This is a genomic window from Vibrio sp. 970 (assembly GCF_033339075.1).
In genome coordinates this window covers 111,792-138,646 of record NZ_JAWOTW010000001.1, presented here as the reverse complement: position 1 = coordinate 138,646, position 26,855 = coordinate 111,792, and the positions used below count along the sequence as shown (strand labels likewise).

General features: G+C 45.4%; 28 protein-coding genes. 9 read left to right on the top strand and 19 right to left on the bottom strand.

What is annotated here, in order from left to right; genetic code table 11:
• Window positions 1–48 precede the first annotated feature (48 nt).
• Entirely contained in the window at window positions 49–2,712 is a 2,664-nt protein-coding gene (locus R7Q11_RS00635; protein ID WP_054576171.1) for a DUF2339 domain-containing protein, read from the top strand.
• A gap of 88 nt (window positions 2,713–2,800) precedes the next feature.
• Here R7Q11_RS00635 and R7Q11_RS00630 read toward each other — a convergent pair whose 3' ends face one another.
• The 12 genes from R7Q11_RS00630 to flgB are packed head-to-tail and all read right to left on the bottom strand — an operon-like array spanning window position 2,801 to window position 12,791.
• Complete coding sequence (locus tag R7Q11_RS00630) at window positions 2,801–3,841, bottom strand: flagellin (protein WP_042523339.1); 1,041 nt, start codon at window positions 3,839–3,841, stop codon at window positions 2,801–2,803.
• A gap of 18 nt (window positions 3,842–3,859) precedes the next feature.
• Entirely contained in the window at window positions 3,860–4,759 is a 900-nt protein-coding gene (gene flgL / locus R7Q11_RS00625) for a flagellar hook-associated protein FlgL (protein WP_005373998.1), read from the bottom strand.
• 13 nt (window positions 4,760–4,772) lie between these two features.
• Window positions 4,773–6,146, bottom strand: a complete 1,374-nt coding sequence (gene flgK, locus R7Q11_RS00620; RefSeq protein ID WP_005374000.1) for a flagellar hook-associated protein FlgK — start codon at window positions 6,144–6,146, stop codon at window positions 4,773–4,775.
• A complete protein-coding gene (locus R7Q11_RS00615; RefSeq protein WP_005384422.1) occupies window positions 6,147–6,695 on the bottom strand; it encodes a rod-binding protein in 549 nt (182 codons plus the stop codon).
• A 10-nt stretch (window positions 6,696–6,705) separates the two neighbouring features.
• The gene (locus R7Q11_RS00610; protein ID WP_086026720.1) at window positions 6,706–7,842 is read right to left on the bottom strand and encodes a flagellar basal body P-ring protein FlgI; all 1,137 of its coding nucleotides are present in this window, start codon (window positions 7,840–7,842) and stop codon (window positions 6,706–6,708) included.
• Complete coding sequence (gene flgH, locus R7Q11_RS00605) at window positions 7,827–8,498, bottom strand: flagellar basal body L-ring protein FlgH (RefSeq protein ID WP_017635111.1); 672 nt, start codon at window positions 8,496–8,498, stop codon at window positions 7,827–7,829. The genes R7Q11_RS00610 and flgH overlap by 16 nt, the downstream gene beginning before the upstream one ends.
• Before the next feature lie 32 nt (window positions 8,499–8,530).
• Window positions 8,531–9,316: a flagellar basal-body rod protein FlgG gene (gene flgG, locus R7Q11_RS00600; protein ID WP_005374008.1), complete on the bottom strand. Its 786-nt coding sequence runs from the start codon at window positions 9,314–9,316 to the stop codon at window positions 8,531–8,533.
• 24 nt (window positions 9,317–9,340) lie between these two features.
• Window positions 9,341–10,072, bottom strand: coding sequence for a flagellar basal-body rod protein FlgF (gene flgF / locus R7Q11_RS00595; protein ID WP_005374009.1), 732 nt, complete (start codon window positions 10,070–10,072; stop codon window positions 9,341–9,343).
• Between the two features lie 12 nt (window positions 10,073–10,084).
• A complete protein-coding gene (gene flgE / locus R7Q11_RS00590) occupies window positions 10,085–11,281 on the bottom strand; it encodes a flagellar hook protein FlgE (RefSeq protein WP_005374010.1) in 1,197 nt (398 codons plus the stop codon).
• Window positions 11,282–11,308: 27 nt separating this feature from the next.
• On the bottom strand, window positions 11,309–11,992 hold the full coding sequence (gene flgD / locus R7Q11_RS00585; RefSeq protein ID WP_005384410.1) for a flagellar hook assembly protein FlgD: 684 nt from the start codon (window positions 11,990–11,992) through the stop codon (window positions 11,309–11,311).
• A complete protein-coding gene (flgC, locus tag R7Q11_RS00580; protein WP_005374012.1) occupies window positions 11,992–12,426 on the bottom strand; it encodes a flagellar basal body rod protein FlgC in 435 nt (144 codons plus the stop codon). Before flgC ends, flgD begins: the two co-directional genes overlap by 1 nt.
• 2 nt (window positions 12,427–12,428) lie before the next feature.
• Window positions 12,429–12,791, bottom strand: a complete 363-nt coding sequence (flgB, locus tag R7Q11_RS00575; RefSeq protein ID WP_005374013.1) for a flagellar basal body rod protein FlgB — start codon at window positions 12,789–12,791, stop codon at window positions 12,429–12,431.
• 77 nt (window positions 12,792–12,868) lie between these two features.
• Here flgB and flgA point away from each other — a divergent pair, with 77 nt between their 5' ends.
• The 4 genes from flgA (at window position 12,869) to R7Q11_RS00555 (ending at window position 15,269) form a co-directional block, all read left to right on the top strand.
• The gene (gene flgA / locus R7Q11_RS00570; protein WP_213970296.1) at window positions 12,869–13,666 is read left to right on the top strand and encodes a flagellar basal body P-ring formation chaperone FlgA; all 798 of its coding nucleotides are present in this window, start codon (window positions 12,869–12,871) and stop codon (window positions 13,664–13,666) included.
• A gap of 136 nt (window positions 13,667–13,802) precedes the next feature.
• The gene (gene flgM, locus R7Q11_RS00565; RefSeq protein WP_005374016.1) at window positions 13,803–14,084 is read left to right on the top strand and encodes a flagellar biosynthesis anti-sigma factor FlgM; all 282 of its coding nucleotides are present in this window, start codon (window positions 13,803–13,805) and stop codon (window positions 14,082–14,084) included.
• Between the two features lie 20 nt (window positions 14,085–14,104).
• Window positions 14,105–14,542 carry a flagellar export chaperone FlgN gene (gene flgN / locus R7Q11_RS00560; protein WP_005374018.1) on the top strand — a complete coding sequence of 146 codons (438 nt, stop codon included), beginning with the start codon at window positions 14,105–14,107 and terminating at the stop codon, window positions 14,540–14,542.
• Entirely contained in the window at window positions 14,523–15,269 is a 747-nt protein-coding gene (locus tag R7Q11_RS00555) for a lytic transglycosylase domain-containing protein (protein ID WP_054579235.1), read from the top strand. Before flgN ends, R7Q11_RS00555 begins: the two co-directional genes overlap by 20 nt.
• A 435-nt stretch (window positions 15,270–15,704) precedes the next feature.
• Here R7Q11_RS00555 and R7Q11_RS00550 read toward each other — a convergent pair whose 3' ends face one another.
• On the bottom strand, window positions 15,705–16,223 hold the full coding sequence (locus tag R7Q11_RS00550) for an NUDIX hydrolase (protein ID WP_005374021.1): 519 nt from the start codon (window positions 16,221–16,223) through the stop codon (window positions 15,705–15,707).
• A 277-nt stretch (window positions 16,224–16,500) separates the two neighbouring features.
• Between R7Q11_RS00550 and R7Q11_RS00545 the strand changes: the two genes are divergently transcribed.
• Both R7Q11_RS00545 and R7Q11_RS00540 read left to right on the top strand, forming a co-directional pair.
• Window positions 16,501–16,767: a DUF333 domain-containing protein gene (locus R7Q11_RS00545; protein ID WP_005374023.1), complete on the top strand. Its 267-nt coding sequence runs from the start codon at window positions 16,501–16,503 to the stop codon at window positions 16,765–16,767.
• 249 nt (window positions 16,768–17,016) lie between these two features.
• A complete protein-coding gene (locus R7Q11_RS00540; RefSeq protein WP_005374025.1) occupies window positions 17,017–17,673 on the top strand; it encodes a hypothetical protein in 657 nt (218 codons plus the stop codon).
• On the opposite strand, the gene R7Q11_RS00535 is transcribed toward R7Q11_RS00540, so the two are convergent.
• A complete protein-coding gene (locus R7Q11_RS00535) occupies window positions 17,663–18,505 on the bottom strand; it encodes a YdcF family protein (RefSeq protein WP_005374027.1) in 843 nt (280 codons plus the stop codon). The genes R7Q11_RS00540 and R7Q11_RS00535 overlap by 11 nt on opposite strands.
• A 131-nt stretch (window positions 18,506–18,636) precedes the next feature.
• Between R7Q11_RS00535 and R7Q11_RS00530 the strand changes: the two genes are divergently transcribed.
• Window positions 18,637–20,007 carry an L-serine ammonia-lyase gene (locus R7Q11_RS00530; RefSeq protein ID WP_053349354.1) on the top strand — a complete coding sequence of 457 codons (1,371 nt, stop codon included), beginning with the start codon at window positions 18,637–18,639 and terminating at the stop codon, window positions 20,005–20,007.
• Window positions 20,008–20,128: 121 nt separating this feature from the next.
• Here R7Q11_RS00530 and R7Q11_RS00525 read toward each other — a convergent pair whose 3' ends face one another.
• A complete protein-coding gene (locus R7Q11_RS00525) occupies window positions 20,129–20,365 on the bottom strand; it encodes a hypothetical protein (protein WP_017819763.1) in 237 nt (78 codons plus the stop codon).
• 248 nt (window positions 20,366–20,613) lie between these two features.
• Here R7Q11_RS00525 and R7Q11_RS00520 point away from each other — a divergent pair, with 248 nt between their 5' ends.
• Complete coding sequence (locus R7Q11_RS00520; protein WP_225466088.1) at window positions 20,614–21,489, top strand: LysR family transcriptional regulator; 876 nt, start codon at window positions 20,614–20,616, stop codon at window positions 21,487–21,489.
• A 68-nt stretch (window positions 21,490–21,557) separates the two neighbouring features.
• Here R7Q11_RS00520 and R7Q11_RS00515 read toward each other — a convergent pair whose 3' ends face one another.
• From R7Q11_RS00515 to R7Q11_RS00500, 4 genes are all read right to left on the bottom strand, one after another.
• Complete coding sequence (locus tag R7Q11_RS00515) at window positions 21,558–22,427, bottom strand: LysR substrate-binding domain-containing protein (protein WP_225466087.1); 870 nt, start codon at window positions 22,425–22,427, stop codon at window positions 21,558–21,560.
• A gap of 136 nt (window positions 22,428–22,563) precedes the next feature.
• A complete protein-coding gene (locus tag R7Q11_RS00510; RefSeq protein WP_005374035.1) occupies window positions 22,564–23,544 on the bottom strand; it encodes an OmpA family protein in 981 nt (326 codons plus the stop codon).
• A 454-nt stretch (window positions 23,545–23,998) separates the two neighbouring features.
• Window positions 23,999–25,123: a M14-type cytosolic carboxypeptidase gene (locus tag R7Q11_RS00505; protein WP_017819760.1), complete on the bottom strand. Its 1,125-nt coding sequence runs from the start codon at window positions 25,121–25,123 to the stop codon at window positions 23,999–24,001.
• A gap of 113 nt (window positions 25,124–25,236) precedes the next feature.
• Window positions 25,237–26,637, bottom strand: a complete 1,401-nt coding sequence (locus R7Q11_RS00500) for an FAD-dependent oxidoreductase (RefSeq protein ID WP_225466086.1) — start codon at window positions 26,635–26,637, stop codon at window positions 25,237–25,239.
• Window positions 26,638–26,855: the final 218 nt, after the last annotated feature.

The following is a 26,855-nucleotide window of genomic DNA, read 5'->3' as shown; positions in this document are numbered from 1 at the left end:
GCGACGTACGCAAGGAGAAATGGATTGTACGTAATACTAGCACTGTTCATGGCGTGTCTCGCCATCCTCATCGGAGTGAAAGCCGCCAACCGAGCTGCACTTTTAGAAAAAGAACTAACCAAACTTCGTGAGGAAGTCACATCACTACGAGCCAGTGTCCATGGGGGCTCAAACCCACAAGCGCACCAACAATCCAGCATCGAAAAAGACACACCATCTGTAGCGACGTCACCTCACATAGAATCACCACAGAAAAATGTCTCATCCTCTGGGGAACATGATCCAGCTGCCAACCTAGACTTGGACCAGAGCGCTGCGAATCAAGGGTACGCCCAGACAAGAGAAGTGCAACTGGATGTTTTTAGTCAAGAAAATGAGTCATTCCTTCAGAGTAAAGTTCAGAGCCTGCTTAGCAACATTCAAGAAAATTGGTTGGTTTGGGTAGGCGCATTGGCCATGCTGATCGGTGGAGGTTATCTCGTACAGGTGATTGGTAGTCACATCCAGTTTTCGCCATTTATGCGAGTGTCCTTTGCCTTTGTGATCTCATTACTTATGGTGCTTGTTGGCGAGTGGTTTCACCGTAAAGAACAACAGAATCCGCAACGGGCAGCACGAGCCCAAGGCTTTACGTATGTTCCTGCTGCTGTTACCGGTACGGGATTAACGGGCATTTACTGCACCGTCATTTTTGCCTTTGTGGTTTATCAAATGCTAACGCCGAGTATCTCGTTGATCATCTTGGCTTCAGCGGCATTTTTCAGTTTAGCATTATCATTGCGACAAGGGCCGTTAATGGCCGTGCTTGGCTTAATTGGTGGCTACACAGCACCACTGTGGATTGGGGGTAATGAACCCAACTACTTTTTGTTAGCCGGATACATCTGCGCAATTTCGTTCGCGGCGACCTTATTGATGCAAAAAGTGCGTAGGTCATGGATTACGCCAAGTATCGCGATTCCACATGTCATTTGGATGTTGCTGTTGATTGAGAGTACACCAACAGAACTGTTGTTCTCGTGGCTCGCGATTTATCTCTCCATCACTTTGTATCTCATTTTCGCGGTTCCGAGAATGGGTTGGATGCTCAATCCTCGCTTTCGTCACTATCAAAGCAAGTGGACAAACTCGCCGACCGCTACCGCTCTCGCAACTGCTTTATTGACCTTTTCTGCCGTCACCAGAATGCCGGATCTGAACACTCTACAAATGGCGTACTGTTATACGCTGCTTGTTGCGATCATCTGGCTACCAGCACTTCGTACAGGCTGGTCATTACGTGTATTTTTGCCATCCATTCTCGTCTCAGCAACCGCGCTGATTGTTCTTACCATCGCTTTTAATGCGCTGTATATGTTAGAGCGAGAAGCTAGCATCCTATTCGCATTGGCGGTGAGTATTGCGCTGATCTGCTATCGAACATATTGCCAATCACTTAGTGACCGTTCGCAACTCAGTGGGCTGCTTCTGCTGGTACTGGCTCCCGCGATGAGCTTAATTACGTTGTTTTATATTGACGAATTTATGCAAGGCTACCTGTGGTATTGGACTGCATTCTGCGCATTGATGGCCACTTACTACGTTGTGCTTGGTCAGCGTGCACGTTCGTTGGCATTAGAATGCTCTGCCGTTATGCATGCTTTAATCGTAGGTATCGCTTTTGTTTGGTTGAGTGATACTTGGTTAACAACAGCAATCTCAATACAAGTTGCGATAATGGCCTTACAGGCTCAAGTCGGGTTATTTCGACCTGCGAGTTGGGCGATTAAAGTGGCAATGGGAATACTGGTTATCCGACTCACGCTGCTACCTTTCATACCCGAATGGCAACCGGTAGAAGCTGGGCATTGGGCTTGGGTTCTGGTGAGTTATCTGCCTTCTCTCTTCATCTTGTCTTATGCTCGTTCAACACTAAAACAAGTGGACCGAGAACTGACCAACTGGTTTGAAGGGGCGTTTTTACATGTATTCTTAATGGCATTGTTCACCCAAACTAACTACTGGTTAACGGGGCAATATGGTTACTTGGGGAACATCGACTTCACAAGTGCGGCAGTCTTTGCCAATCAAGCATTAGTTATGGGTTTGGTATACAGCTACCGCAGCCAATTTGCGCAACGCTTAAGCCGTATCTACGAAATCTATAGTTACTTGCTTTGGTGCGCGTTCGCTATATTGATTATTTTGCTTAATACGGCAGAATCGCCGTTGGTGACTGATAACGTCTCGGCACAAGCACTTCCCATCTTTAACATGCTGAGTATCGGCTGGCTGTTACCAGCTTGCATCCTGCTTATCGCAACCTTTAAACGCTGGAATACGTTGCAAGTTCATCGATTTGCGATTGCTAGTCTAGGCTTTTTACTTGCAGCCATTTGGTTGGGGATGTCTATCCGTCAATTCTGGCAAACCACATCGATGATGCTGTATCAGCCAACCAGCATGGCAGAGTTGTTCAGTTATTCAGTGGCTGGCTTGCTCGTAGGTGGATTGCTGACTTGGCGCGGCGTGACCCAACAGGGGCTGATGATGCAGCGTGTCGGTCTAGTGGTCCTTGCCGGTGTCGCACTGAAAGTATTCTTATGGGATGTGAGCTCTCTGGATGGGTTCTGGCGAGCAATAAGCTTCTTAGGCTTAGGTGCATCTTTGATAGCACTTGGATGGCTATTCCAGAAATTGAATCGTTCGGTGGCAAAAGCACTCGAGCCCTAGACGAGTCAAAGAGAGATTCCCGACAGTGCGCTGTTTTCGTTATTGGGGGACGATAACAGTGTAAAGCCGGGAATCATTGGAGTGTTCGTTACTTCAGTAAAGCGACCACGGTATGACGACGCACGTTTGCTTGCGCATTCAATGCCTGAAAAGTCGAAGTAAACTCGCCAGACTTTTGCATGAATCCATCCAGTTTTGCATTCACCTCATTGACTGAAAGCTGTGCGGTTTTGGTTTGGATAGAACGCATTTGAGTATTCAGTTCACCATGAAAAGCTTTCGCCTCCTGCAAGCTCGTTTGAACTTGTTTCAGATGCTGATTTACTTTGGCAATCGTCTGCTTGATGCCGTCGCGTGAGCCTAAATCAAACCCGAGCTCCGCAATACCATCTGGCTCAGACTTTAAGTTCAAAACGTTAGGCTGCCCCGCAGGGAATCGGTGCCCTTCCCCCGTTACCATCACCTTTTGCTGCATTTGTTGATAAGCGTTGTCTCTGGCTTCAAATAAAATGCTGCCATCATCGGCTAATGAGGCTCGCATTCCTAACGCAATCAAGCTGCGATCCAGCATTTTGACCGTTCGCTCACCGTCTGATTGTCCATCAAACTGAATCATCACCGCTTGACCTTGAGGAAAATCCAAACGGATTTGCTCGGCCTTGTCGCTTAAGCGATGAACATTCAAACCTGGAATAGAAAAGCGACGAATGTCCGCTTTATCCAGTTTTAAGTGCAGTTCGTTATTTAGGACTTTCTGGCCATCGAAACGTGCTTGCTCAACGACTTTTTGGATGGTGGCTTTAGAGCGAACCAATGTATCCTGCAAACTAGGAACATTTTGTACGCCTTGATTCACAGCTTGCGTCAAACCACGTTTAATTTGCGTGAGCTCTTTGCCAATCACCTGCAGCGATTTGGACGCGATCTGAACCGCCGTGGCTTGCTGCTGACCCTGCGTAAGCTGAATACCAGATACAGAGTAGGCTGACGCAGTGTCAGCCTGAATTTGCGCCGGGCGCGGTTTAATTGCCGTACTTGAGTCTGCAGAACGGGTCGGCATGATAGAGGCTTGTTCTTGTCCACCTAAGCGTATGCTATGGGGTCTAACCTCTACTGTACTCATTACCATAAAAAGAACTTCCTAACCTTATAAACGGTCAAACAGCGACAAACCATCGATCTTCACATAGCTTGCTTGCGTTGCTTGCAAAGCGGCCATGTAATTACTCAATCGTACCGACGCTTCACCATAGTCCAGAGCAGAGAGGTCTCCAGATACTTTGTCAACGAACAGCTTGTTTTCACTGTGCGCGCCACCAACAAGATCTAAGTTGTTGTGTCGACCACCAATCTCAGTCATGGTCCCTAGTACGTTTGAAAAAGTATCGTCGATAGCACTGATACTCGCCTCAACTTCAGCTCTGAAGTTGGCGGTAGGGCTCTCAAACTCTTTGATCAGCGCATCAATTTGGTTAAGCACGTTATGGCCTCCCCCAAGGTCCAATATTTCTTTTGCAGTCATATTGGAATCCATCGTGACGCCTTTAGCAATTGTTACTACGCGCTTGTCACTATTACCTTCAATTACGTAGCTGCCGCTCGCTTTACTTACAGCCGCAGTATCCGTTTTAGTACCAGAGAAAAGGTAGTGCCCTTCTTCATCCTGCGCGTTAAAAGACGACTCAATAGAATCACGGTAACTCTTAAGCTCTGTAATCATACCGCCACGACTTTCGTCAGTAAGAGAGCCGTTCGCACCCCAAAGCGCGATGTCTCGCATGCTTTTTAAGCTTTCTTTGATCGAATCTAAATGGGTTTCTTGACTCGATAGCGTCGTTTTTACGTTTTCAATGTTGTTTTTGTACTGAGCAATCGCACTGGTTTCTCGGTCTAAGTTAAGCAACTTGATCGAAGCCATTGGATCGTCAGACAGCTTGGTCAAGCGCTTGCCAGTAGACATCTGTTGCAGAGCTTCGCCTAATCCCGCGCTATTGCTCTGCAAGCTGTGCAACATCATTTGACTAAATTGATTGTCACTAATTCGCATCTAAACTTTCCTCTTAGAATAACTGCAGAATAGAATCGAGCAGTTGATTTGCTGTGCTGATCACTTTCATGTTGGCATTGTGCGCATTAGCAAACATCATTAGGTTAGCCGCTTCTTCATCGCTGTTTACGGAACTAACATTATCGCGAGCTGCGTGCGCTTGCTTGTTCATGGCTAACTTCGCTTGATAATCAGCATTAGCTTGGCGTGCTTTAATTGCGGTTTGACCCACCATTGAACTAAAGGCATCGTTCAAGCTTACTGAGCCGTAACCTGATACCGCCACTGGCTTGTTGCTTAACTCGATCAATGATTGCAACGCATCTGCGTTACCAGGTGTTCCATCACTTGAGAACGCAAGCTCATCTGGAGTTAGCTTGGTAATATCCAAACTGGCTGCAGGGTTTGCTGGGTCATAGCTGAACAAAGGTTTACCTGGGTTGCCATTTAAGTCTTTGCCAGTCGCAAGCACGGCGTTGTATTCATCCGCGAGAGCTTTCGCCATGTCATTCAGAGCCAATTGGTTTGGTTTCAACACTTCGGTTTGATAGTCATTAATCGCACCTAATTTGCCACCAAGCGAGTCACCAATCGCAAAACTTTGATTCGAGAACGTGACGTGTAAGTCCGCCAAGTAAGGATCACTCGGGTCAGGAATGGCTTCCAGTTTGCCATGGTCCGTACCCATCACAAGCGGTTGACCAGAGGTTAGTGTGACCTGAACACTGCCGTCATGCTGCTGTGTTGTTTTGATTTCAATGGTTTGAGATAACTCACCGATTAACCTATCTCGTTCATCCATTAACTGTGATGGGTTACCACCTGTACCTTGCATCTCTACCAGTTGCTTGTTCACCTTCGCGATATTTTCCATAAGGCTATTCGCGTGGTTAAGCGCTGCATTACGTTGATCGCTCATGTCTTTATGTTGATTGTATAAAGACTCGGTAAGCGTATTAAAACGGCGGGCCAAAGCTTCAGATTCGTTAATGATCTGCTGGCGGTAAGGTATGGATTCCGGCTTAACGGTCGCATCGTTAAGCGCAGCGTTTAGCGAGTCCAAGCCAGCCGATATACTGAAACCATCGGCACCAAGCGTATTCTCCAGCTGACTCATGTTACTGGTGTATCCAGATGCGTATGCCGCCATACTGTTAGTCGACCACGTTTGCTTAATCAGAAATTGATCAGTAACGCGGCGAATGCTAGTGACTTCTACCCCTAAACCTGGACTTAAGCGATTGGCTTTACCATCATCGACAGACGCCATCAACGCTTGTTGACGACTGTAACCCACGGTATTCACGTTTGCCACGTTTTGCGCGGTTACGTCTAGGGCCACACGGTTCGCGCCTAAACCTGAAAGGGCAATATTAACTAGGTTCATTTACAGCTCCATTTTTCTGATCAACGGCTGAGAAAACGCGGTAGTCATACCGGCCTCACCGAATACCTGTTTAACAGAGGCGACGGCTTGAGAAGCGGTATTAAATAGGCTTGAATTCTTCTCCACCTCTTTAGAATCTACTTGTGAGATAGATTCAGAATTCGAACCTTTACCATCGTTAGCGGATGAGATGTTGCGCGCAGCATCGAAAGCAACCTCACGCATAGACGGGCTCAGCTGCTGGATGAGCATATTGGCAATGCCTGAGCTCTGTTTCTTTGCTAGTTCCATCGCCAGCTGACCGTCATACATATCACGGAATACCCCTTGTTGCTGACTGGCAAACGGGCTGTCTTTATCAGCAAGAGCGTCACTACTGCTACGCATTTGGCGTAACACCATTTGTAGGAACATTGCCTCAAATTGACCTGCGACGACTTCAAGTGCGCCTTCTTGATCACGACTATGCTTGATGTTAGCCAATGCACTGTTGTCGTGATAAAGCATCGAATTTAACTGAGTTTGTTCATTGGTACTGTCTAGCTTCATCCTTAACTCCTTATATCACGACCAATTCAGCGTTCAATGCACCCGCTTCACTCAAAGCTTGCAGGATAGACATCAAGTCTGTAGGCGTGGCACCTAAACTATTTACCGCATTAACTATGGTGTTAAGTTCCGTGCCTGGAGGCCAAATCACCATCTGAGCGAGATCTTCATTCACATCAAGATCCGTTTGGTTAACGACTTTCGTATCGCCATTTGCAAACGCATTAGGCTGACTAACTTGTTGTGATTCAGAAATTCGCACGGTTAAGTTACCGTGACTTACTGCTGCTTCACTCACTTTGACACTCTTACCGATCACCACTGTGCCAGTGCGAGAGTTAAAGACAATACGAGCAGGTTTACGGCCTTCAACAACGCTCATTTCTTCAAGCATCGACATCATGACGACACGCTGCTGTGTATCTTTTGGTGCACGCATATCAATGCGCGCTTTATTGATCGCAACTGCAACGTTAGGTCCAAAAGTGTTGTTAATTTCACGCGCAATATTTTTTGCTGTAGTGAAGCTAGGCTTGCGCAGGTTTAGGGTGATTTCATCACGTTGGTTGAAATCGGTTTTGATTTCTCTCTCTAAAGTCGCACCATTCGGAACGCGACCCGCCGTTGGTGTGTTTACTTCTACTTTGGAGCCACTTCGCCCCTCTGCAGATAAGCCCCCCACAACCACGTTGCCTTGCGCAATCGCGTACACTTCGCCATCAATACCACGTAAAGGCGTTAGCAATAACGTACCACCGCGAAGGCTCTTTGCATCACCGATTGAAGACACAACCACATCCAACGTTTGTCCTGGGCCTGCCATTGGATCAACGGACGCTGTCACACTCACAGAAGCCACATTTCGTAACTTAGGGTTCATACTGTCATCAATTTGAACCCCAAACTGACGTAGCATGTTGGTAATAGATTGAGAGGTAAATTTCACTTGGTTTCGGTCACCTTGGCCGGCTAAGCCAACCACCAAACCATAACCAACCAGTTGGTTTTCTCGAATGCCGCGAACATCGACCAAGTCCATGATCGGAATTTCCGCTTCAGCACGTGAAGTGCCTGGTAGTCCCAAGGTCAACACCAATAGGAGAGACATAAAGAAAGATTGCATTGTCTTCATTAGAAAGGTACCCATGGGCTGTTGAAGAACTGAGTTAGCCACCCGGCTGCGTTGCTGTCAGCTAGGGCTCCGCGACCTGCGTAGGTAATTCTTGCATCAGCAATTCGTTGAGAAGAAACTTGGTTACTGCGGTTAATATCATCCACACGGACGATACCGGTTAGGCGAATAAACTCGTCGCCTTGATTAAGACGAAGCCATTTTTCACCGCTGATACGCAATACGCCATTAGGTAATACTTCGTGTACCGTTACCGTAATGGCACCTTGAAGCTTGTTGCCTTGTGAACTTGATGCACTGCCATCGAAGTTACGTTTGCCATCCACGCTAACCCCTAACTCATCGATAGTTTTCGTGCCTATGGTCGGCGCCACAAAGTTAATTGCTGAACTTTTACCGAACTTAGTACCCGCATTTTTACTCGATGAGGTTTCTTCTGATAGTTGAACCGTTAATACATCGCCAACTCGGTAAGCACGACGATCCTGGAACAGGGTCATCGTGTATTGGTGACGATAAAGGCTACCAGATTGGGTTTCCGGCAGCGTGTAATCGAGCGTTGGTGGTGCATATTCCTCAGCATTCGGCTCAGGCGGAATAAATTCCTGACGGCCAGCACATCCCACCAGCAACACGGCGGCTACTGCCCAACTCTTAGAAAGCCATTTCATTGCTTTTTCCTTCATCATCACCAATTTCATACTTACATTGATTGCGAAACAAACTTCAGCATGTCATCTGCAGCAGAGACCACTTTCGCATTCATCTCATACGCACGTTGAGTGGTGATCATGTCGACCATCTCTTCTACTACTTGTACGTTTGACCCTTCCAGTGCACCTTGCTTGATAATGCCGGCGCCATCAGCCCCTGCAATCAGCTCATCAGCTGGACCGCTGGCTTCCGTTTCACGGAATAAGTTGCCACCCATGGCCTCTAAGCCGGCTGGATTGATGAATTTTGCAAGTGTAATTTGACCAAGCTGCTGAGGTGTTGGATCGTCTGCTGTTGTTGTAGTCACTGTGCCATCAACACCCACAGAGAAAGAGACCGCATTGTCTGGGATCTGGATTTGAGGCTCTAAAGGCAGGCCCTGACTGTTCACCATTAAGCCTTCTGAGTTTCGATGGAACTGACCATTACGTGTATACATGATCTGTCCGTCCGAGTTTTCTATTTGGAAGAAACCCTGACCCATTACAGCAAGATCCAACTCTTGCGTTGTGTTTTGGGTATTACCTTGCGTGAACACTTTTTGTGTGCCAACAACGCGAACACCGCTACCTAGCTGAATACCACTTGGTAGTTCGTTAACTTGGTCTACTTGTGCGCCTGGTTGACGCTGAATGCTGTAGAAAAGATCTTCAAATACGACTCGGTCACGCTTAAAGCCAACCGTGTTTACGTTTGCTAGGTTGTTAGAAATGGCAGTCATCTTCGTGTCTTGCGCTGCCATGCCTGTCTTACTTACCCATAATGCTGAATGCATTTTTTACTCCTTGCGGGGCGAGACTTAGCTCGCCGCCATTAATTTGTTACCAGCTTTTGCTAGAGTTTCCGCCGTTTTCATCATGCGAACTTGCATTTCAAAGTTGCGCGTCAGCGACATCACACTAACCAATTCATCAATAGCAGATACGTTACTGCCCTCAATGTGCTCAGGAGAGAGTTGCACGGTTTCATCTGCCGCGAATGGCACGCCATCTACGCTGTGCAGCAAGCTATCGCTCTCTTTTTGCAGTTGATTAATTTCTGGTTTAACCAACTTCAAAGTGCCTGCCACAATTTCTGCGCCGCCACCTGGTGGGATCACTGAGACTTGACCACGCTCGCTGATTTCAATCTTTTGATAATCCGGCACAACCAAAGGACCATTGTCACCCAGGACAGGGAACCCATTGATTGTTAGAGCGCCAAAAGTATCGACCTGAATATTGCCTGCACGGGTGTAAGCTTCGTTACCCGCTGGGGTTTCTACAGAGAGATATCCCTCCCCCATAACCGCAACGTCCAACGGACGTCCTGTTTTCACAATATCGCCAGCGTCGAAACGTGTTGAGGCAGAGTTGGTCACAACCATAGTGCGACCATCAAAACCTGGGCCTTGCATCTCTACACTACGCACACGCTCCATATCCGCTCGAAAACCCGCAGTATCAGCATTTGATAAGTTGTTTGAACGAACGTGCTGCGCTTTAAGAACTCGGCTGGCACCCGACGTTGCCGTAAATAACAAACTATCCATGCAAAACTCCCATTACACCGCGTTAAACAAAGCTTGAGTAAGCTTGTCGCTGGTAGAAATTGTCTTTGCGTTTGCTTGGTAGTTGCGTTGTGCAGTCATTAGAGCAACAAGCTCGCTGGTTAAGTCAACGTTAGAACCTTCTAATGCACCCGGAGTTAGGTCACCCATCGTACCTGAACCCGGAACACCCATAATTGGAGCACCTGAGCTAAAGCTTTGAGTCCATGATGTTCCACTCACTTTCGCTAAGCCTTGTGTGTTTGCAAAATCAGCAAGAACAACCTGACCTTGTAGCTGTGATTGGCCGTTAGTGTAAGTCGCGTAAACCATGCCGTTACCTTCAACGCGTACACCTGCAAGTTCACCTGATGTGTAACCGTTAGGGCTATTAGTACTTACGCCAAAAGCTGCACCAAATTGCGTGCTGCCTTTCAGGTTAATGTCTACACTCATCGCGTTCGCGCCTGCTGCAGGGAATGAAACATTAAACGGCGCAGTTGGTGCTGAAAGCGAGCCGTCTTTACCAAACGTTACAGGCACAGTTGCTACTGGCGTCGTACCGCCATCTACTTGAACGTTCACTTCCCACGAGTTAGAAGCAGTCTTAGTAAAGTACTGAGTTACCGTGTGCGAGTTACCCAATGAGTCGTAGACTTTTGTTGTGTAAGACGAGTTAAATGAGCTTGGATCTTTTGGATTGAATGGCGTTACGGCTTTATCAATAACAGACGCGCTTGCGTCGAAGTTCGCAACAAAATCTAAGCTGTCTGTTGCTTTAGCATTCAGCGAGGAAGTCGATACCTGAATATTACCCACAGAACCTGTCATTAGGTTGTTGTTGCTATCGACACTGTAACCTTGAAGCTTTGCACCGCTGTTAGCCGTAACAAAGTTGTTCTTATCCGTTGAGAACACACCTGAACGTGTGTACAACATTTGACCCATATTATCTTTAGTAACAAAAAAGCCACCGCCATTAATAGCTAGGTCCATCGCACGGCCAGTTCCTGTGATACTGCCGTCTTTGTCGAAGTTCTGTGAAATTGACGCGACTTCCACACCACCAGGTTGCATGCCGTTATATACAGCGGAGAATTCTGTGCGGCCACCTTTAAAACCATACGTTGATGCGTTGGCAATGTTGTGACTGATTGTGTTTAGCTCTGTGTTGGTCGCGTCCAGACCACTTAGTGCGATGTTAAAACTCATAAATAGACCTCTGATTTCCGTATTTGGTTAAGCACCAAACTGAGTGATTTGATAGAAAGGAACGTTGCCAACGCCATGGACATTGACTAATGCTGCGCCACCGGTATTAGGAATGCGCACTTGCTCAACAGTGCCTGCCATCAGCACATTTGGACTTGCTTGCCCTTCTTGCACTTCTACGGCCACTGAGTATTTGCCTGGTTTAAGACCAAGTTCTTCAGGATTAATTGAAAAGTCGACGTCACCTTTGCCGTGAGCACCTAGTGGCACTTTAGTTGATTGACCAAATTCATCTTTAACAACTAACGTGACTTGGTTTGAGCTATGAGCGAGTTCGATTTTTCCGTTTTGTACGTCTTCACCAAGCTGAAATTCATCCGCATTGACGTAAACCGTTTGCCCAACAAGGCCCGCTGTTGATAGCACTTGCATGTTGTCCAGTAACACCATGCTCTGTTGCATTGTCTTAGACATATTCTCGGTACTTTGTACCTGCGAGAACTGAGCCAATTGACCAACGTATTCCGTACCATCAAGGGGATTAAGTGGGTCTTGGTTTTGAATTTGAGCCACCATCAAAGAAATAAACTCATTCTCCAATGAAGAAGCGCTGTTCATGTCTTTAGGGTTTGGTGAGATACCGTTGCTGTCTTTTGCTTTTGTATTTACTGGAGCGTCAGACGATAAAGGGGTGTATTGTGCAATACTCATTAGCTGCCCTGCCCTAATCTAAGCAGACCTTGCTGCATACTTTTTACATTGGCTAATACTTCAACATTCGTTTCGAAGCTGCGTGTTGCGGACATCATGTCTGCCATTTCAGCAACTACATCAATATCTGGGTAAAACACATAGCCTTCATCATTAGCCAGTGGGTTGTTCGGCTCAAAACGCTTCTCTGCATCTCCAGCATTTTTAACAACGTCAACAATGCGAACTTCTGCATTGGGATAAGCTCCATTTTCTGTTGTCATTTGCGTTTTTTGGTACACAGTCGCAAATACTGGCTTAAGCGCTTTATAAGCATCTTCTGGATTTGCAGATACTGCATCTGCGTTTGCTAAGTTACTGGCTACCGTATTCAGACGCACAGTTTGTGCTGTCATCGCGGAACCAGTGATCGAGTAAATATCAGTGAATGACATAATTAACGTCCCTCAATCGCTTTCGCTAAGCCATTAAATTTCATGTTGAGAAACGTCAGGCTAGTTTGAAAGTCCATGTTGTTTTGCGTGAATTTTGCTTGTTCAACACCAAGCTCTACGGTGTTGCCATTTTTGCTATTCTGGTAAGGCACCGAGTATTGGGCCTGAACCTGGAACTTTGGCACCGGTTTGTTCACACCACCTGCCGTTACTTGGTTCATTACGGTGGTGAAACTTAGGTCTTTCGCCAAATACCCAGGGGTGTCAACATTTGCTAGGTTACTGGCGAGGACTTTGGTACGCTGAACGCGAAAATTAAGTGCCTCTGGATGTACTCCTAAAGCATTTTCAAATGTGATCGCCATGCATCTTCCTTACAGTTGGCTCGAATACGCCAACATACAAACAAGATACGTGCCATAAAAAATAGCCATATATATCAATGATTTACAAACAAGGATGGAAGCCAGACTTCCGGTTCTCGGAAAGCATTAAAAACAAGAGGAAAGTGTCTACTTCCTCAACAATAATGCTGACGTTACTCGCTTTGACATCAGAACAAGCATTCGCCAACACCAATGACAAAACCCTAAGCGTTGAAGAGATAAGGTCCGTTGTAGCAACGGATTTCGAACAAGAGGTGGATCGCGTAGCGCTCTCCAATCAGTGGGGGGAGTACAAACTAGACTTCGACATGTGGGTGCCCGGTTCAGCCAATCACTTGCCAGAATGTGAATCTCCTTTAGTTATCACAGGTCGTGACAACAACACGTTGCCAGTCGGTAACCTCAAGCGCTCAGTCAGCTGCGACAATATCGCATCACCATGGCGAATTAACGTTACGATAAAGTCTTCGCTGACTCTGCCTGTTTTGGTCGCGACAACCACGGTTGGCCGAAATGAAGTCGTAACGGCTAAACACATAAAGCTTGAAACCCGAACCATCTCTCGCCAAGACGATTTTTATACTCGCCCCGAGCAAGCAGTAGGCTTAGAAACCTCTCGTCGTTTGAGGGCTGGACAAGTGGTTAATCCATCCAATTTGTCGGCCCCACCTCTAATCGAGAAAGGCAATGAAGTCATAGTCATTGCGAGCAAAAATGGATTTAGTGCCAGCACAAAAGGAGTCGCCTTAGAAGATGGAGCGAAAGGGCAACAAATTGACGTGGAAAACCCAAGTTCGGGCAAGGTCATAAGAGCAGTCGTAACTGGATTAAACCAGGTTCATACTCAATTTTGATTTTTTGACTCGGGGTAACATTTTTTAATTTTGGCTCTCGTCAGTAACACTGAACTTCGAGTACAAAAAAAATATTTAATGTTTATCACATTCTAACCGCCTACTTAATTTAGAACATGATGATGAGGACCACAGCATGAAAATCGACAAAGTCGCGGGCGGTCATGTCCCACAAACAAAATTACAGCAAGCAAGCAAACAGCCTGTCGACGTCGTCGAACAGAGCAAAGTACACGAGCCTGCATTTCAAGCGAATACCGTAGCGATAGATCGTGCTCAAGCTGAAATGGCATCACTACCTGATGTTGATATGGAAAAAGTAGAACAAGTACGCAACGCATTAGCGCGTGGTGAACTTAGCCTAGATACAAAAGTGCTATCCAAGGCAATCATGCAGTTCCATACAGGTCACGAGTAATAAAACGCTAGGAAGACATCATGGCAAGCGCAGTATCGCAGCGAATTCAACAATTTGTTCGCTCTATATCTGAGGATATTAAGCTTTATCAACAACTGCTTCCTTTGCTTCAGCAGCAAAAGGTATTGTACTTAAAGTTTGATGGAGAGGCACTGAACGACAATGTTCAGAAACAAATGCCGATACTCAATAAACTCAGCCGCTCCGCCAATGACAGAAGCCAGTGTATGCGAGCGCTGGGGTTAGCGTGTAATGACGCCAGCGTAAAACGAATTTTCAATGCTTTGCCTGCCCAAATAGGTATGCAAGCTAGAAAACAATGGGCGCTATTGGAAACGTTGGTAAGTCAGTGCCAACAATACAATCAGAGCAATGGCCACAGCTCTGCGGCGTTCCATGAGTTGGTCAGTCAACTCAAACAACCTGTGCAACACACTTATGAAGATAAATCGTTCTAAACGATGTTCGTCTTGCCTACAGATTCAGTCGCCATCTCGGCTGAGTACTGTAGGCCTTTTTATTTTTATTGCCTTTCTGTCCTACCTTCCATTCACATGCCAGGCAAAACCAAATGCTGTCGATATTCAAACGCAGTATCAAGTATTAGCCCCATACAAGCCACAAATTGCCAAGCGTCTCGATTCATCCAAACCGGTAATTAACCACATTTTCAAACAGCTTCAAAACCACTCATTACCAAATAGCCTAGCCTTAGTGCCAATGTTAGAGTCTTCTTACAATCCCAAAGCCGTTTCTCATGCTAACGCCGCCGGACTTTGGCAATTGATACCAACCACAGCGAAACGATTCGGATTAACGATAAATACAAAACAAGACGATCGCTTTGACACAGAAGCCAGCACAACGGCCGCGCTCAAGTACCTGGCGTTTTTATACAACAAATTCGATCAAAATATGGCTCTCACTTTAGCTGCATACAATGCCGGAGAAGGACGTGTTGCACGTGCTATTCAGCGAGCAGGAAGTCGAGATTTCCAACAACTCACGCTGCCTAACGAGACTCGCCAATATGTCAGCCGCTTCTATGCATTGGAAAAGTTGATAGATATCGGTCAGTTACAATCCTCATCATTTCAACCTTTACTCTTATTTGCTCCAGACGCTCCTATGATTTCACAACCGCTGGTCGACTTTAGCCGACTGCCTCCGCTAGTTAATTTGTGATAAAAGCGACGACAGAGCTCAATGTCAGAGAAACGTAAAATTACAAGATCCTGTTCGGCGAATTTGAAAACTCGTGATCTCTATGCAAACGTGTGCAAAAAAGTTGAGGTAAGGTATCTCAAAGATAAGAAAGAGTAGTGGTTTACTAAAAAGCGCCCCAATTACGCTTGGCAATTGGGTAGATATGCGTCACATTGTGTTTGCAAAAAAACATGAAAACCAATGGTCAGACCTAATAATTATTTACACACTAAATGTAAAACAGCTATTGTTTTCATAGTTCGAAACAAATCTAACATATCAAGATGACGCTTCGCTTGCGCGTCTGGAATAAGTCCGGGTTCCGGGGGGGAGTCCGGACTTTTTTATTGCTCTAAAATCTTTGCCCACAATAGAGCCAACAGAAGCTAAGTCGTAATGATGCAAACTAGCTGTTTATAGTAATTCTTTAGAAATCAACTGAAGTAAAAACGTTTCGCGCTCAATGCTCATGCCTTTTTTCGGGCTTTCTGCCATCGTTTTTTCATTGTGTGCAATTGCTTCGTGTATGTTCATCCATACCGGGCGCATTCCATTTTTAACTTCGTAATCTTCATACGCCGTTTCGCCTAGCTCACGTTCGATTTTACATGTATAACAATACGACACCATGTGCATCACGTCAGCGTCATCCTTGTACCACGGACGAAACTCCTCAAAGATTCCGAAAGGCTTAATACCATGTATATTTTGGGCGCCCGTTTCTTCCTCTAATTCACGGACTAATCCAGCAATGACATCTTCACCATCATCAATACCACCGCCTGGTAGAGTGTAGTCATGGTAACGTTCTGTATAGAGCAACAGCACATCTTCACCATCAAGTACAATGGCTCGCGCTGCATTGCGCTGAAAAACAATTTTGTCATCCAAATGCTCTATGTCTGGATGAACGGTCGATTTTAAATGTCTCATCGAAAATACCACGGTCAATGTTTTGTGCGCATATTACCGAATTTCACACTTTAAATCATTGTTGTAGGCCAAGTACGTTCGAGCGCTTGTCAGGAAGTGATTGATATGACCTTCACAACAATACGCCAAGAACAGAAGTGTGACGTGCTAATCAGCAATAAATGAGAATATCTAAATTCTTATACGTCCCTCTTACTTTTAACATCGATAAGACAATAATCTCTTAAAGTTGCCTATAATCAATACAATACTCGCCCACCCCATGCGGAGATAAAGAATGAAAAAGACAAATTTAATGATGGCTATGGCTGCAACATTGGTACTGGCTGGTTGTTCAACTTACGAGGGAGCGACCCGATCAACTGAGTATACCTCCGTTGCAAATCCCGCAGCCGTATACTGTGTTCAGCAAGGTGGTGAGCTGGATACCGTGTCGGAAAACGGCGAACGTGTCACTTACTGTGTGCTGTCGGACAATGAACGCGTCGAGCAATGGGAATACTATCGCGAGAATCACAAAGAAAATGAGGGTGACAACTACTAATTATTTTTATCGATACGTCACCTTCCCTCTATCACTTAGGAGCCTTTGGGCTCCTTTTTTATTTGATTTATCAAAGTGTTCTTACGTTGTTTTTACATATCTCTGACTTTACCGCACATCGACCCTATATCGAACAGTGTTCTATTCTTGACATTCCCCTGACATAACTTTCCACTTGGACAATAAAATTCCAAACACAGATCACACTAATTCACATTTCTTCCACATTTTCTGGGACAGGTGAGCAAGATGAAAACACAAATAGTAAAAGAAGCCGAGTCAGCCCCAAGCAACGTTGTTACTGAAAAATCAAAGCGCATTATTTATAAATCGAGTTTAAACGCCTTGATGATTGTCGCTATAAGTATTCTCGTTAACCTTAGTCTTCGTCTTGATTATGTCGTGTTGGGATCAAGCCTTGGCGAGCTTTCCGTTACAGAAACGCTCCAGCTTGTGATGCTTGCTATTGCATCATGGTCGTTTTTCAGCTTATCGAAACAACAGCCTCAGCTAAAGCATGCGGCTATTTTGATTGCAGGATTTTTTGCAGTACTGATTATTCGCGAAACGGACTATTGGACAGACATGATTCATCATGGCTCTTGGGTTTTCCCAGCACTTGCTGTCACCGCACTGGCTTGCGCCAAAGCTTACCAAGGTGGTAAAGGTACCATGAACGAAATGGCGACCATTTTAACGGTGCCACATATGAAGCTATTAGTTGGTGCTGTAATGCTATTATTAGTCTTCTCTCGTTTGTATGGTATGGGTAGTTTTTGGCAACAAGTGATGGACGAAAATTACATCCGTGATGTTAAAAATATCTCAGAAGAAGGTATAGAACTGCTTTGCTACTGTTTGATCGCATTAAGCGCCGTCCGCACAAAACGCGAGCTTAATGAATAGACTCTGGGTCAAAGCGACGGTTCAATGCAGTCAGTATCGGATGGAAGATACTTAATGCCTTTTCCGCAGCACCTATAGATTCATCCAAGGCCGTCATTTCGACGGCCTTTTTCATTTCTCCAATATGTTGCAAAGCCTCTTTATCGAGCGGGAAAGAGAGCAATTTGTGAATAGCATCTCTTGCGATCATAAGTGGCTTTTTTCGGACAATTGATAAATCTCGGAAAAATACGCCATGCTTGACCCCTTCTAAATAAACTCGGTAGGTTGTGAGTTCATCGAGTAGCAAGAATGTCTCCGCCATAAGCCCTTTATGTGGGTATGGCACGCTAATATGTTTGCTGATATCCAGTGGAATATTGAGAGTCACCCCCATGGATTCGCAATCGGATTTAAGTACTCGTAATAAGCCTTGCTCATCCATCAAATTCTGGATATCAATGATTCGTTCGAGGTGGTAGTCATTAGACAGCAAGATAACCTCAACCGGATGCCCCGACCATAACTCGAACAACCCACTTTTGCACAAAACTTGGGAAACATAACGCATGTTTTGAAACGTGTTCAACGACTCCGTTTCTAAGAGTATATGACGTTCAGGGAACGGATTCACAGAGTCTGCGTTTAGGGTTCTAAAATACGCGTACATCGCCTCTGCTTCAGAAACACTTTGTCCTTGCGTTACTCCGCCACAAAAAATAATCGCCGTTCGCTCTGTCGGTAGTGATGCAGTCCTACAAGACAAAGCTTCGACTCTTGTTATGCCCTCAGAGGTCAACCTGTTATTGACGAGGCGTTTACCTAAAACGATGACGATGTTGTCTAACTTCATTTTAAAATCTCGCGCTTAGTTGGCAGTGTTACAAAAATCTTCTTTCACTCCCGACCCACAAGCTTTAACATCTAGTTAACAACACTGTTCTAGAGACCTTTATAAAGGTTCACTGCTAAAGGAAGTCAATTATGCTGTCGATTTTCGATATATTTAAAATTGGTGTCGGGCCATCCAGCTCCCACACTAATGGTCCTATGCTTGCCGGATTCCATTTCACTCAGCTAGTTAGCGACTCTATGGCGAAAGTGCATCGGGTGCAAGTGGACCTTTATGGCTCATTGTCACTGACAGGTCGAGGGCACCATACAGACCGAGCCACGGTCCTTGGTTTGATGGGAAATAAACCTGATACCATCAGAATGAGCAGTGCCAAAAGTGCGCTACAAAATACCATAGACAATAATACGCTCATGCTCGCCGGTACACACCAGATTGAGTTTAGCTACGACCATGACATCGTCTTTCATAGCGACAACCTTCCCCTGCATGAAAATGGTATGACGATTACGGCATTAGACGCAGCTGGAGATCAAGTAGCGTTTGAAATTTATTACTCCATTGGGGGCGGATTCATCGCCACCGCCGACGAACTAGAGAACGGCACGCAACAAAATGAGGTCGCAGTACCATTTCCGTTTACATCCGCAGATGAGATGCTGGAAAAAGCCGAGACGAACGGTTTCAGCTTGGGAGGCATGATCCTCCAAAACGAACTCGCATTTCGCTCAGACGAAGAAATCAACCAAAGAGCAGAGCAAATTTGGAAAGTGATGTCGCTCTGCATGCAACGTGGCTTCGACACGGAAGGGATTTTGGAAGGTGGTCTAAATGTCACTCGTCGAGCACCAAACCTTTTGAAAAAGCTCGAAGCCAACGCTGCAGTTGAAAACGATCCGATGGAGATCATGGATTGGATCAATCTCTTCGCCTTTGCGGTTAGTGAAGAAAATGCAGCAGGAGGGCAAGTCGTCACTTCTCCAACGAATGGTGCAGCAGGGGTGATTCCGGCGGTATTGATGTACTACCATCGCTTCATCAAAGAGCTCGATGTTAAACAGCTAAAAGACTTTCTCGCAGTCGCCGGCGCTATCGGCATCTTATATAAAACTAACGCGTCAATTTCTGGTGCAGAAGTGGGGTGTCAGGGAGAAGTTGGGGTTTCTTCATCCATGGCTGCCGCTGGCTTAACAGCGCTAAGAGGGGGCAGTAACGAGCAGATTTGTATTGCTGCGGAAATTGCGATGGAGCATTCATTGGGTATGACTTGTGACCCGATTGGCGGCTTGGTTCAAGTACCTTGTATTGAAAGAAATGCCATGGGAGCAATGAAAGCGATTAATGCATCGCGTATGGCATTAAAGCGCACAAGTAAATGCTTAATTTCGTTAGATAAAGTTATCGAAACCATGTATCAGACTGGTAAAGATATGAATAAAAAATACCGTGAAACCTCTTTGGGGGGCTTAGCTGTCATTCATATGGCACCGCCATGCGAATAATGGCAAGTGGTCATTGCGCTTAGCTTCTCACCATACGCTTATCTGGTAATTGTGATCTGATGATATTACATATAGAAATGCCGCGTTCTTCGCGGCATTTTCTTAACAAGAAACTATTCGATTAATCACGTCGACCACGAAGTTCAATTTTTTGAGTTGCAGCATCCGAATGGATTGTTACACCGCCATAGGCCATTTCATTGCGACCCTTCAGCGTCAATTGAGAATCTGCACGCTCTACGTCAACCTGATTTTTCGTTGCCATCGTCATATCAATCGTGCCCGTGTATGACCCATCGCCAGCAAATGCTACGTTTGTTGAGCAAATCATCAAAACAAGTGCGATTAGTTTTTTCATACATCACCTCTATTATCGTTCTAACTTTCTTTCGGTGGAAAAACTGTAACAACAGAAACGCGCTCATACGAGGAAAGCCATTATTTACCAAATGGAAATCCATGCTAATAAACTGGTGTAACCAAGAATAACTTATCGTTACCTTCAATAAATCAGGGATAAGGCAGCAACTTAAATTGACCGAGCGTTGTCTTTTCTTAAGAAATTCAGCGATATGATTTGTCGACAAAAGCCAAGCGAGACAATGTATGAGCGTTAATCTGGATATTCAAAATATTTTGGTATTAAAACGGATGTATGAGTTACGTAACGTCCGGTTAGTCGCAGAATCACTCGGTAAAACGTCAGGAGCAATCAGCAAAAATCTGACAAAGATGAAAACTAAGCTCAATGATCCGCTATTCGTTCAGACCAAAAATGGCTTTGAACCAACAGCTTTTGTGGAAGCGAATATTGCGCATTTTGAGCAAATAATCAACAGTATTGATTCCATCAAACCACAGCATTTTTCACCAGCTCATTTTGACGGTTCAATCACTATTTATGCTAACACATTGTTTTGGGAGTACTTTGGTGACAAGTTTTACTTGGAGTTACTAAAGCACGCTCCAGAAGCAAAATTCTCATGTTTGCGCTGGGGTAGCGAAGCAAAAAAACGATTAATTGACGGTGAAAACGCCATTGCGATTCATTACTTTGATGAAGATCTGCCACAGTCAATTGTTCAGACCGAACTGGGGCGAGGAAAAGCGGTATTTTTTGTTCGACAAGATCATCCCGCTCAAAACTCCCAAGAGCTAGAAGAATACCCTTTTATACTTTTTAAAACGCCGGGATGGAACGACTACCGATACCCTGTGTTGGAAAGGCTCAAACATATGGGTTTTAGAACCACACCTAAAGTGGAAATTGAGCACCCAGCGATGATTCAAAAAGTGCTTTTGCAAACGAATCATTTTGGCATAACGATGAGTGGACATGTTCCTAAGGGTTGCCGAAGTATCGCGCTTCCTGCTGGGCTAGAGCTTGATGTTCGCTACGTGATGAGCTGTCGTCGCTCTCAACAGCAAGCTCCGGTAAATCAGTGGTTATTAGATGTCATTAAGCATGTCGCTCAGTCCTAGACTGATGACTTGCTACTGCTAATAATAGCCAAACCACACATGCGCTCTACTCACTCGCTGAACGAACATTAAAGACTCTGTATTAACCATTGAGCAAAGGTGTTTACGTGTGATTTTTCGGATGCTCGAACCATCATATAATGTGCACCAGAACTTGGCATATGCCAAGTTCCAACCTGGACTAATACGCCCTGTTGCAGCTCATCCTCAACAAGAAAGTCTCTTACCAACAACACGCCAAGTTGATTCATCGCAGCATGAATAGCAAGCAATGAATGCTCAAACTCGGCGACGACTTTGCTCACCTTCCCTTGATAACCTTGGTGCGCAAGCCAATCTTGCCAAGATTCATGATAACCGCTAGTACAGATTTTAGGCACTTTAGCTAACTGCGAGAGGTCATTTATCGGGTTTAAATGCATAAAGCCCGGGCTTGCGACAACGATCCAGTTTTCTTGGGTTAATCGTATGGCTTCTTGCTCTTGCCAATCTCCATCTCCGTTAATAATTTCGATATCCGCAATTGCACTGGCGTTTGGAACTGTATTAGCAGTGGTCGAGATTTTAAAGGAAATGTCTGGGAATTGTCGCTGAAAATCAGACAATCTTGGCATTAACCACTGAGAGCAAAAGCTGTGAGCGACATGTAAGTTAACTTGCGTATTCTTGGGACGAGTAAATAAATGCTGCGTCGTGGTCGATAATGTTTGAAGCACATGATTAACCACAGGCCAGTATTCTTGTGCGGAGCAGGTCAGCGTAAGGTGAGTGCCCTTGCGCTCGAATAACGTCGCATTGAGCTGTGACTCTAGCGATTTCACCTGTTGGCTGACGGCCGCACGAGTCACATTTAGCTCCTCTGCGGCTTTTGTAAAACTCTGTAGTCGCGCCGTGGCTTCAAAAGCTCGGAGCAAATTGAGCGGCGGTAAACTTTGCATAACACTCTCCCAAACACTTGGCAGCCATGGTATGAACTGGTGATGACAAATTGATGAAAGTGCTGAGTTTGTTAAGCGGGATCAAAAAAGCCAGCGTGATACACGCTGGCTTTTGGAACTTTATCTTAAGCAGGAATTATTCTGCTTTCTCAGTGGTTTGGTATTCAAACGCAGGGACAACTACTTCAACACGACGGTTCATTTGACGACCTTGACGTGTCTCGTTGCTTGCTACTGGGTTAGCTTCACCCATGCCTTTCACTGTCATACGCTCAGCCGCAATACCTTTTGCTTGGAACTCGTCAGCAACGGCTTTCGCACGTTTTTCTGTGAGTTGCTTGTTGTAAGCAGCAGAACCTGTCGTATCGCTGTAACCCGTGATCTCAACTTGAGCTTGTGGGTAAGTATTCATCAAATCAACGGTACCAGAAAGGTTCGACGCATCTTTCACTTCTGCACTTTCTAAGTCGAATTGTACTGTCGCTGTTGTTTGAGCAGGGTAAACGTGATCTACAATGCGGGTTGCAGGACGTGCTTCTACCACCTCTTCAACGGCTTTTTCTTGAACGACTGGCTCAGAACCAAACTTGTAGTTGAAACCGATACCGAAGAAATCTGAATCCATGTCTTCAATTACATCATCAGACATATCTTGGTAGCGTTGGTATTCAGCACGTAGGCTCCAGTTGTAGTTGATTTGGTATTCAGCACCCAGAGAGCCAGTTGGTACGAAATCTTTCTCGTCACCAGCCATCATGTATGCAGCTCCAACTTTCGCGAATAGATTCCAAGAATCCGTTAGTGGTAGGTTAAATTTAGGAGCAAGCGTCAATGCCCAAAGATCACCATCAACGGTGTTTAGGCCAGGCTTTTTGAAGTTTGCAGTGAAGTCACCAAGGTAATCAACACCATACTCTGCCGCAACGTACTTGTTGAAGCTGTAGCCTAAGTGCATAGATGCTGCAAAACTGTCGTCGTCACAAGGTTCGTTTAGGTAACACGCATCGTTTAGAGAGTTGTAACCTACTTTACCGCCCATGTAAGTGTCAGCAAGTGCAACGTTTGAGATCACACCACCAGCAAGTACAGTAGCCACTGCTATAGCGATTTTTTTCATTATTCTTTTCCTTTTTCTTGTACACAAAGCAACACATCGCGGCAGCATACTGCCGTAAAATATGAAGCCGTAACTTTCTCTTTTCTTCGAATAGAAATAGCTAAATAGCGTAGGAAAGAATCAAAAATGATATTCAAACGCCAATGACGTAAAACGGAAAAAGGTAACCTCAAGACCATCTATTCATGAGCTTCATCCGCATACCCAACCGAAAAATAAAGTTCGTTGCGTTGGTTTAGCCATAGTCAATTCGTTGCGGAGAATATCACAAAGAAGCCAACTTTCTGTGACGCAAATCACCATAAAAAACCACTTTCTCAAATTTAAGAATCATCATTTAAGCTTGTGAATGGCAACAAATTTTTACAGGGGAGCATGGATGTGGAGAGCACAAAAAAACAGCTCATTTAAATGAGCTGTTTTCGAAATAATGAAAAAGCGTTAACTCGTCGCGCTAAATTTTATCCGCTACGGTTAACGTTGCAGCTAATACATCTTGCCCAAACAAGACACTACGCTCAGGAGACCAACCGTAAAGTGGATCTGGGTGATTGTTGTTATCTTTAAATGGCATTTCGATTGTGTAAGACAAGCATTTGAACTGCTCTGCAACCCAATTTGAACCCACAGTCAAATTCGCTTTACCAGGCTCATCTTTATCGTAACCAATCTCATCTTGGAACTCTGGCGTAATAGTCAGTAACGCTTGCTTAAATGATGTCTCTAAAGCGGCAAGATTTTCATCGTAAGAAGGAATACCTTCTGAGCCAGCGACGAAGTTATACGGAATCGCTTCATCGCCATGAATATCTAAAAACATGTCAACACCCGTTTCCAGCATGCGCTGACGCACAAGGTAGACTTCTGGGCTCTTTTCCATTGATGGCGTTTGCCATTCACGATTTAGGTTTACACCTACTGCGTTGGTACGCAAGTGACCGCGAATACCACCGTCTGGGTTCATGTTTGGTACGACGTAAAGCACCGCTTTTTCAAGCAATGCACGCGCAACCGTGTCGTTTTCATCTAACAGACGTTGGATCATACCTTCCATGAACCATTCTGCCATCGTCTCACCTGGGTGCTGACGTGCAATCATCCAGATTTTCTTTTTACCTTCTTCTGGCTCACCGAAAGTAAGCAAGCTCATGTCGTTGCCGTCTAATGTGTGGCCTAGTGTTTCAAGTTGGCAGTGGTGCGCGCTTTGTGCCATGTGTAACAAGTCTAAATGACGATCGTACGTGTATGGCGCAAAGTACGCGAAGTAAATTGAGCTGCGCTCAGGGATTACAGTGAAAGTCAGCGTGTCGCCATCGAACTCTGCCGGTACTCGGAACCATTCTTCACGATCGTAAGACGCAACCACATCGTAACCTTGCCATCCTTCTGGATAAGCCGATTTAGCCAAATCAAGCAATTTGATGGTGTGTGATTGCTCGGCTTCTGTCTCAAGACGGAAGTGGAACCACTGGTAGAATTCCGACATATTGTCGTTAGGAATTTTGAGTTGGATGTCGTTTTTGTCGTCCGCTTTCACTACGTGAATGCTGCCGCTATCGAAGTTGCTGAATACTTTCATTTTATGACTCACCTTTTAAATCTGAGCTTGAAAGACAGAGGCTAACACAAGGCTTCATCGCGCCCCAATGACTTTCACTGCAAACTGTCTCGTTTGTGGCTAAAGTCTTCAGTTTAGTCAAGCTTATCCGCTTTGCCTGCTGGTCCCGCGAGTTTTGCTAGCCACTTATCCCAGATAAACGGCGTTTTCTCGTTATCTTCTGCTTCCTCTTTTCGACGTACCGCGTTGCGCACTATCATAGCCCCGGTCCAGCGAAGCGGTTCTGGTGGGAAATACCCCAACGGTCCTTTGGCTAAACCACTGTTCGTCCACTCGTTATCGATTCCCAATATCAATGAAGATAAGATCTTTCCGCCCATTCGAGTCTGCGCTACACCATTGCCTGAATAACCAAATCCGTAAAAGATATTGCTCTGTTTATCTAGCTCGCCGAAAAAAGGGAAACCAGTAGCAGAACGATCAGAGCCCCCCGTCCATGAATAAGCAAACTCCTCTCCTCTCAAATGAGGAAACAACTTATCGAACGACTTGCGCAGTAGACCTTGGTAGCGTGTTGGCTTGTTAAACATTGCGTCAACTTGGTTATTGAAAGAAAACTGATTGCCGCCTTTCCCCAACATCAAACGGCCATCTGGCGTATCTCGGTAATAGTGGACGAAGATACGTGAATCCAACACGCTAGAACCTGCCTGCCAACCAGATTGAGGTAGTGCGTCACCAAGCGGCTTGGTGATCACCATGTCGGAAGAGACCACCACGATACTGTTTTTAAACTGTTTAAACTGCTCCACCATCCATGCGTTCAATGCCAACACCACCTGCTGCGCTTGAACATTTCCTTTAGGTGTACAGACAGTGGCAGGTTTTCCATAATCTAAACGCGTCATCGGCGTATTCTCATAGATTTCAACACCCAACTCCATTGCGACGCGTCTTAATCCTCTCGCCAATAAAGCAGGTTGAACGCTGGCTGCAACTGGAGAGTGAAAGCCTTCTATATTGCGCGGCGATCCCGCATTGGCACGCAGTTCCTCCACCGAGCAACGACGCCAACTGTTCACTTCTAATCGCTTTAACTCGTCCACAACTGGCTGCATTCCCCCAGTTTGAGCCGGATTGGTTGCAGTGTAATAAACCCCTTTTAACGATAATTGCGCATCGATGTTGTGCTGCTGACAAAAGTCGTCAATCTCTAGCACTGCTTGTTCCGACTCTTTTACTAACCAAGCAGCATGTTCTTCACCGAATAACCGTTTCAATGTCGGAAACTTTGTCGACCAAGTCAGCATACAACCGCCGTTTGCGCCCGATGCACCACTGCCACAAAGGCCTTTTTCAATCGCGACTACCTTTTTTTCCGGAGATTGCTGCTTAATCATAATCGCGGTCCAAAGTCCGGTGTATCCGCCACCAACAATCGCAACGTCAGTATTAATGTTCTGCTGTAACGGTTGTGGCGTTTCTGGTTGCTCAGCGTCAATTGCCTGCTTGAACCAATATGAATGATGTGTCATCGGGTATCCTCGTTAGTGCGTTACATCCATTTCCGCAAACACTTTACAAACGATGATGACAATCAACGAGCAAGAAAATCTAACGCTGAGCGATAGAAAATGTTGCACTGAGAGTGTGAAAATTTTCGCTTTCGACAAAAACAAAATGGGGAGCTCGTGGCTCCCCAAAACAAACAGCAAAAAATATTAGTGGTAAACAATTCAAGTCCGTCTTACTG

Excerpts from the sequence above, each read along its gene's own strand:
- R7Q11_RS00635 (WP_054576171.1), top strand. The coding sequence starts at position 49 with ATGGCGTGTCTCGCCATCCTCATCGGAGTGAAAGCCGCCAACCGAGCT.
- R7Q11_RS00630 (WP_042523339.1), bottom strand. The coding sequence starts at position 3,841 with ATGGTAATGAGTACAGTAGAGGTTAGACCCCATAGCATACGCTTAGGT.
- flgL (WP_005373998.1), bottom strand. The coding sequence starts at position 4,759 with ATGCGAATTAGTGACAATCAATTTAGTCAAATGATGTTGCACAGCTTG.
- flgK (WP_005374000.1), bottom strand. The coding sequence starts at position 6,146 with ATGAACCTAGTTAATATTGCCCTTTCAGGTTTAGGCGCGAACCGTGTG.
- R7Q11_RS00615 (WP_005384422.1), bottom strand. The coding sequence starts at position 6,695 with ATGAAGCTAGACAGTACCAATGAACAAACTCAGTTAAATTCGATGCTT.
- R7Q11_RS00610 (WP_086026720.1), bottom strand. The coding sequence starts at position 7,842 with ATGGGTACCTTTCTAATGAAGACAATGCAATCTTTCTTTATGTCTCTC.
- flgH (WP_017635111.1), bottom strand. The coding sequence starts at position 8,498 with ATGAAATGGCTTTCTAAGAGTTGGGCAGTAGCCGCCGTGTTGCTGGTG.
- flgG (WP_005374008.1), bottom strand. The coding sequence starts at position 9,316 with ATGCATTCAGCATTATGGGTAAGTAAGACAGGCATGGCAGCGCAAGAC.
- flgF (WP_005374009.1), bottom strand. The coding sequence starts at position 10,072 with ATGGATAGTTTGTTATTTACGGCAACGTCGGGTGCCAGCCGAGTTCTT.
- flgE (WP_005374010.1), bottom strand. The coding sequence starts at position 11,281 with ATGAGTTTTAACATCGCACTAAGTGGTCTGGACGCGACCAACACAGAG.
- flgD (WP_005384410.1), bottom strand. The coding sequence starts at position 11,992 with ATGAGTATTGCACAATACACCCCTTTATCGTCTGACGCTCCAGTAAAT.
- flgC (WP_005374012.1), bottom strand. The coding sequence starts at position 12,426 with ATGTCATTCACTGATATTTACTCGATCACTGGTTCCGCGATGACAGCA.
- flgB (WP_005374013.1), bottom strand. The coding sequence starts at position 12,791 with ATGGCGATCACATTTGAAAATGCTTTAGGAGTACATCCAGAGGCACTT.
- flgA (WP_213970296.1), top strand. The coding sequence starts at position 12,869 with ATGATTTACAAACAAGGATGGAAGCCAGACTTCCGGTTCTCGGAAAGC.
- flgM (WP_005374016.1), top strand. The coding sequence starts at position 13,803 with ATGAAAATCGACAAAGTCGCGGGCGGTCATGTCCCACAAACAAAATTA.
- flgN (WP_005374018.1), top strand. The coding sequence starts at position 14,105 with ATGGCAAGCGCAGTATCGCAGCGAATTCAACAATTTGTTCGCTCTATA.
- R7Q11_RS00555 (WP_054579235.1), top strand. The coding sequence starts at position 14,523 with ATGAAGATAAATCGTTCTAAACGATGTTCGTCTTGCCTACAGATTCAG.
- R7Q11_RS00550 (WP_005374021.1), bottom strand. The coding sequence starts at position 16,223 with ATGAGACATTTAAAATCGACCGTTCATCCAGACATAGAGCATTTGGAT.
- R7Q11_RS00545 (WP_005374023.1), top strand. The coding sequence starts at position 16,501 with ATGAAAAAGACAAATTTAATGATGGCTATGGCTGCAACATTGGTACTG.
- R7Q11_RS00540 (WP_005374025.1), top strand. The coding sequence starts at position 17,017 with ATGAAAACACAAATAGTAAAAGAAGCCGAGTCAGCCCCAAGCAACGTT.
- R7Q11_RS00535 (WP_005374027.1), bottom strand. The coding sequence starts at position 18,505 with ATGAAGTTAGACAACATCGTCATCGTTTTAGGTAAACGCCTCGTCAAT.
- R7Q11_RS00530 (WP_053349354.1), top strand. The coding sequence starts at position 18,637 with ATGCTGTCGATTTTCGATATATTTAAAATTGGTGTCGGGCCATCCAGC.
- R7Q11_RS00525 (WP_017819763.1), bottom strand. The coding sequence starts at position 20,365 with ATGAAAAAACTAATCGCACTTGTTTTGATGATTTGCTCAACAAACGTA.
- R7Q11_RS00520 (WP_225466088.1), top strand. The coding sequence starts at position 20,614 with ATGAGCGTTAATCTGGATATTCAAAATATTTTGGTATTAAAACGGATG.
- R7Q11_RS00515 (WP_225466087.1), bottom strand. The coding sequence starts at position 22,427 with ATGCAAAGTTTACCGCCGCTCAATTTGCTCCGAGCTTTTGAAGCCACG.
- R7Q11_RS00510 (WP_005374035.1), bottom strand. The coding sequence starts at position 23,544 with ATGAAAAAAATCGCTATAGCAGTGGCTACTGTACTTGCTGGTGGTGTG.
- R7Q11_RS00505 (WP_017819760.1), bottom strand. The coding sequence starts at position 25,123 with ATGAAAGTATTCAGCAACTTCGATAGCGGCAGCATTCACGTAGTGAAA.
- R7Q11_RS00500 (WP_225466086.1), bottom strand. The coding sequence starts at position 26,637 with ATGACACATCATTCATATTGGTTCAAGCAGGCAATTGACGCTGAGCAA.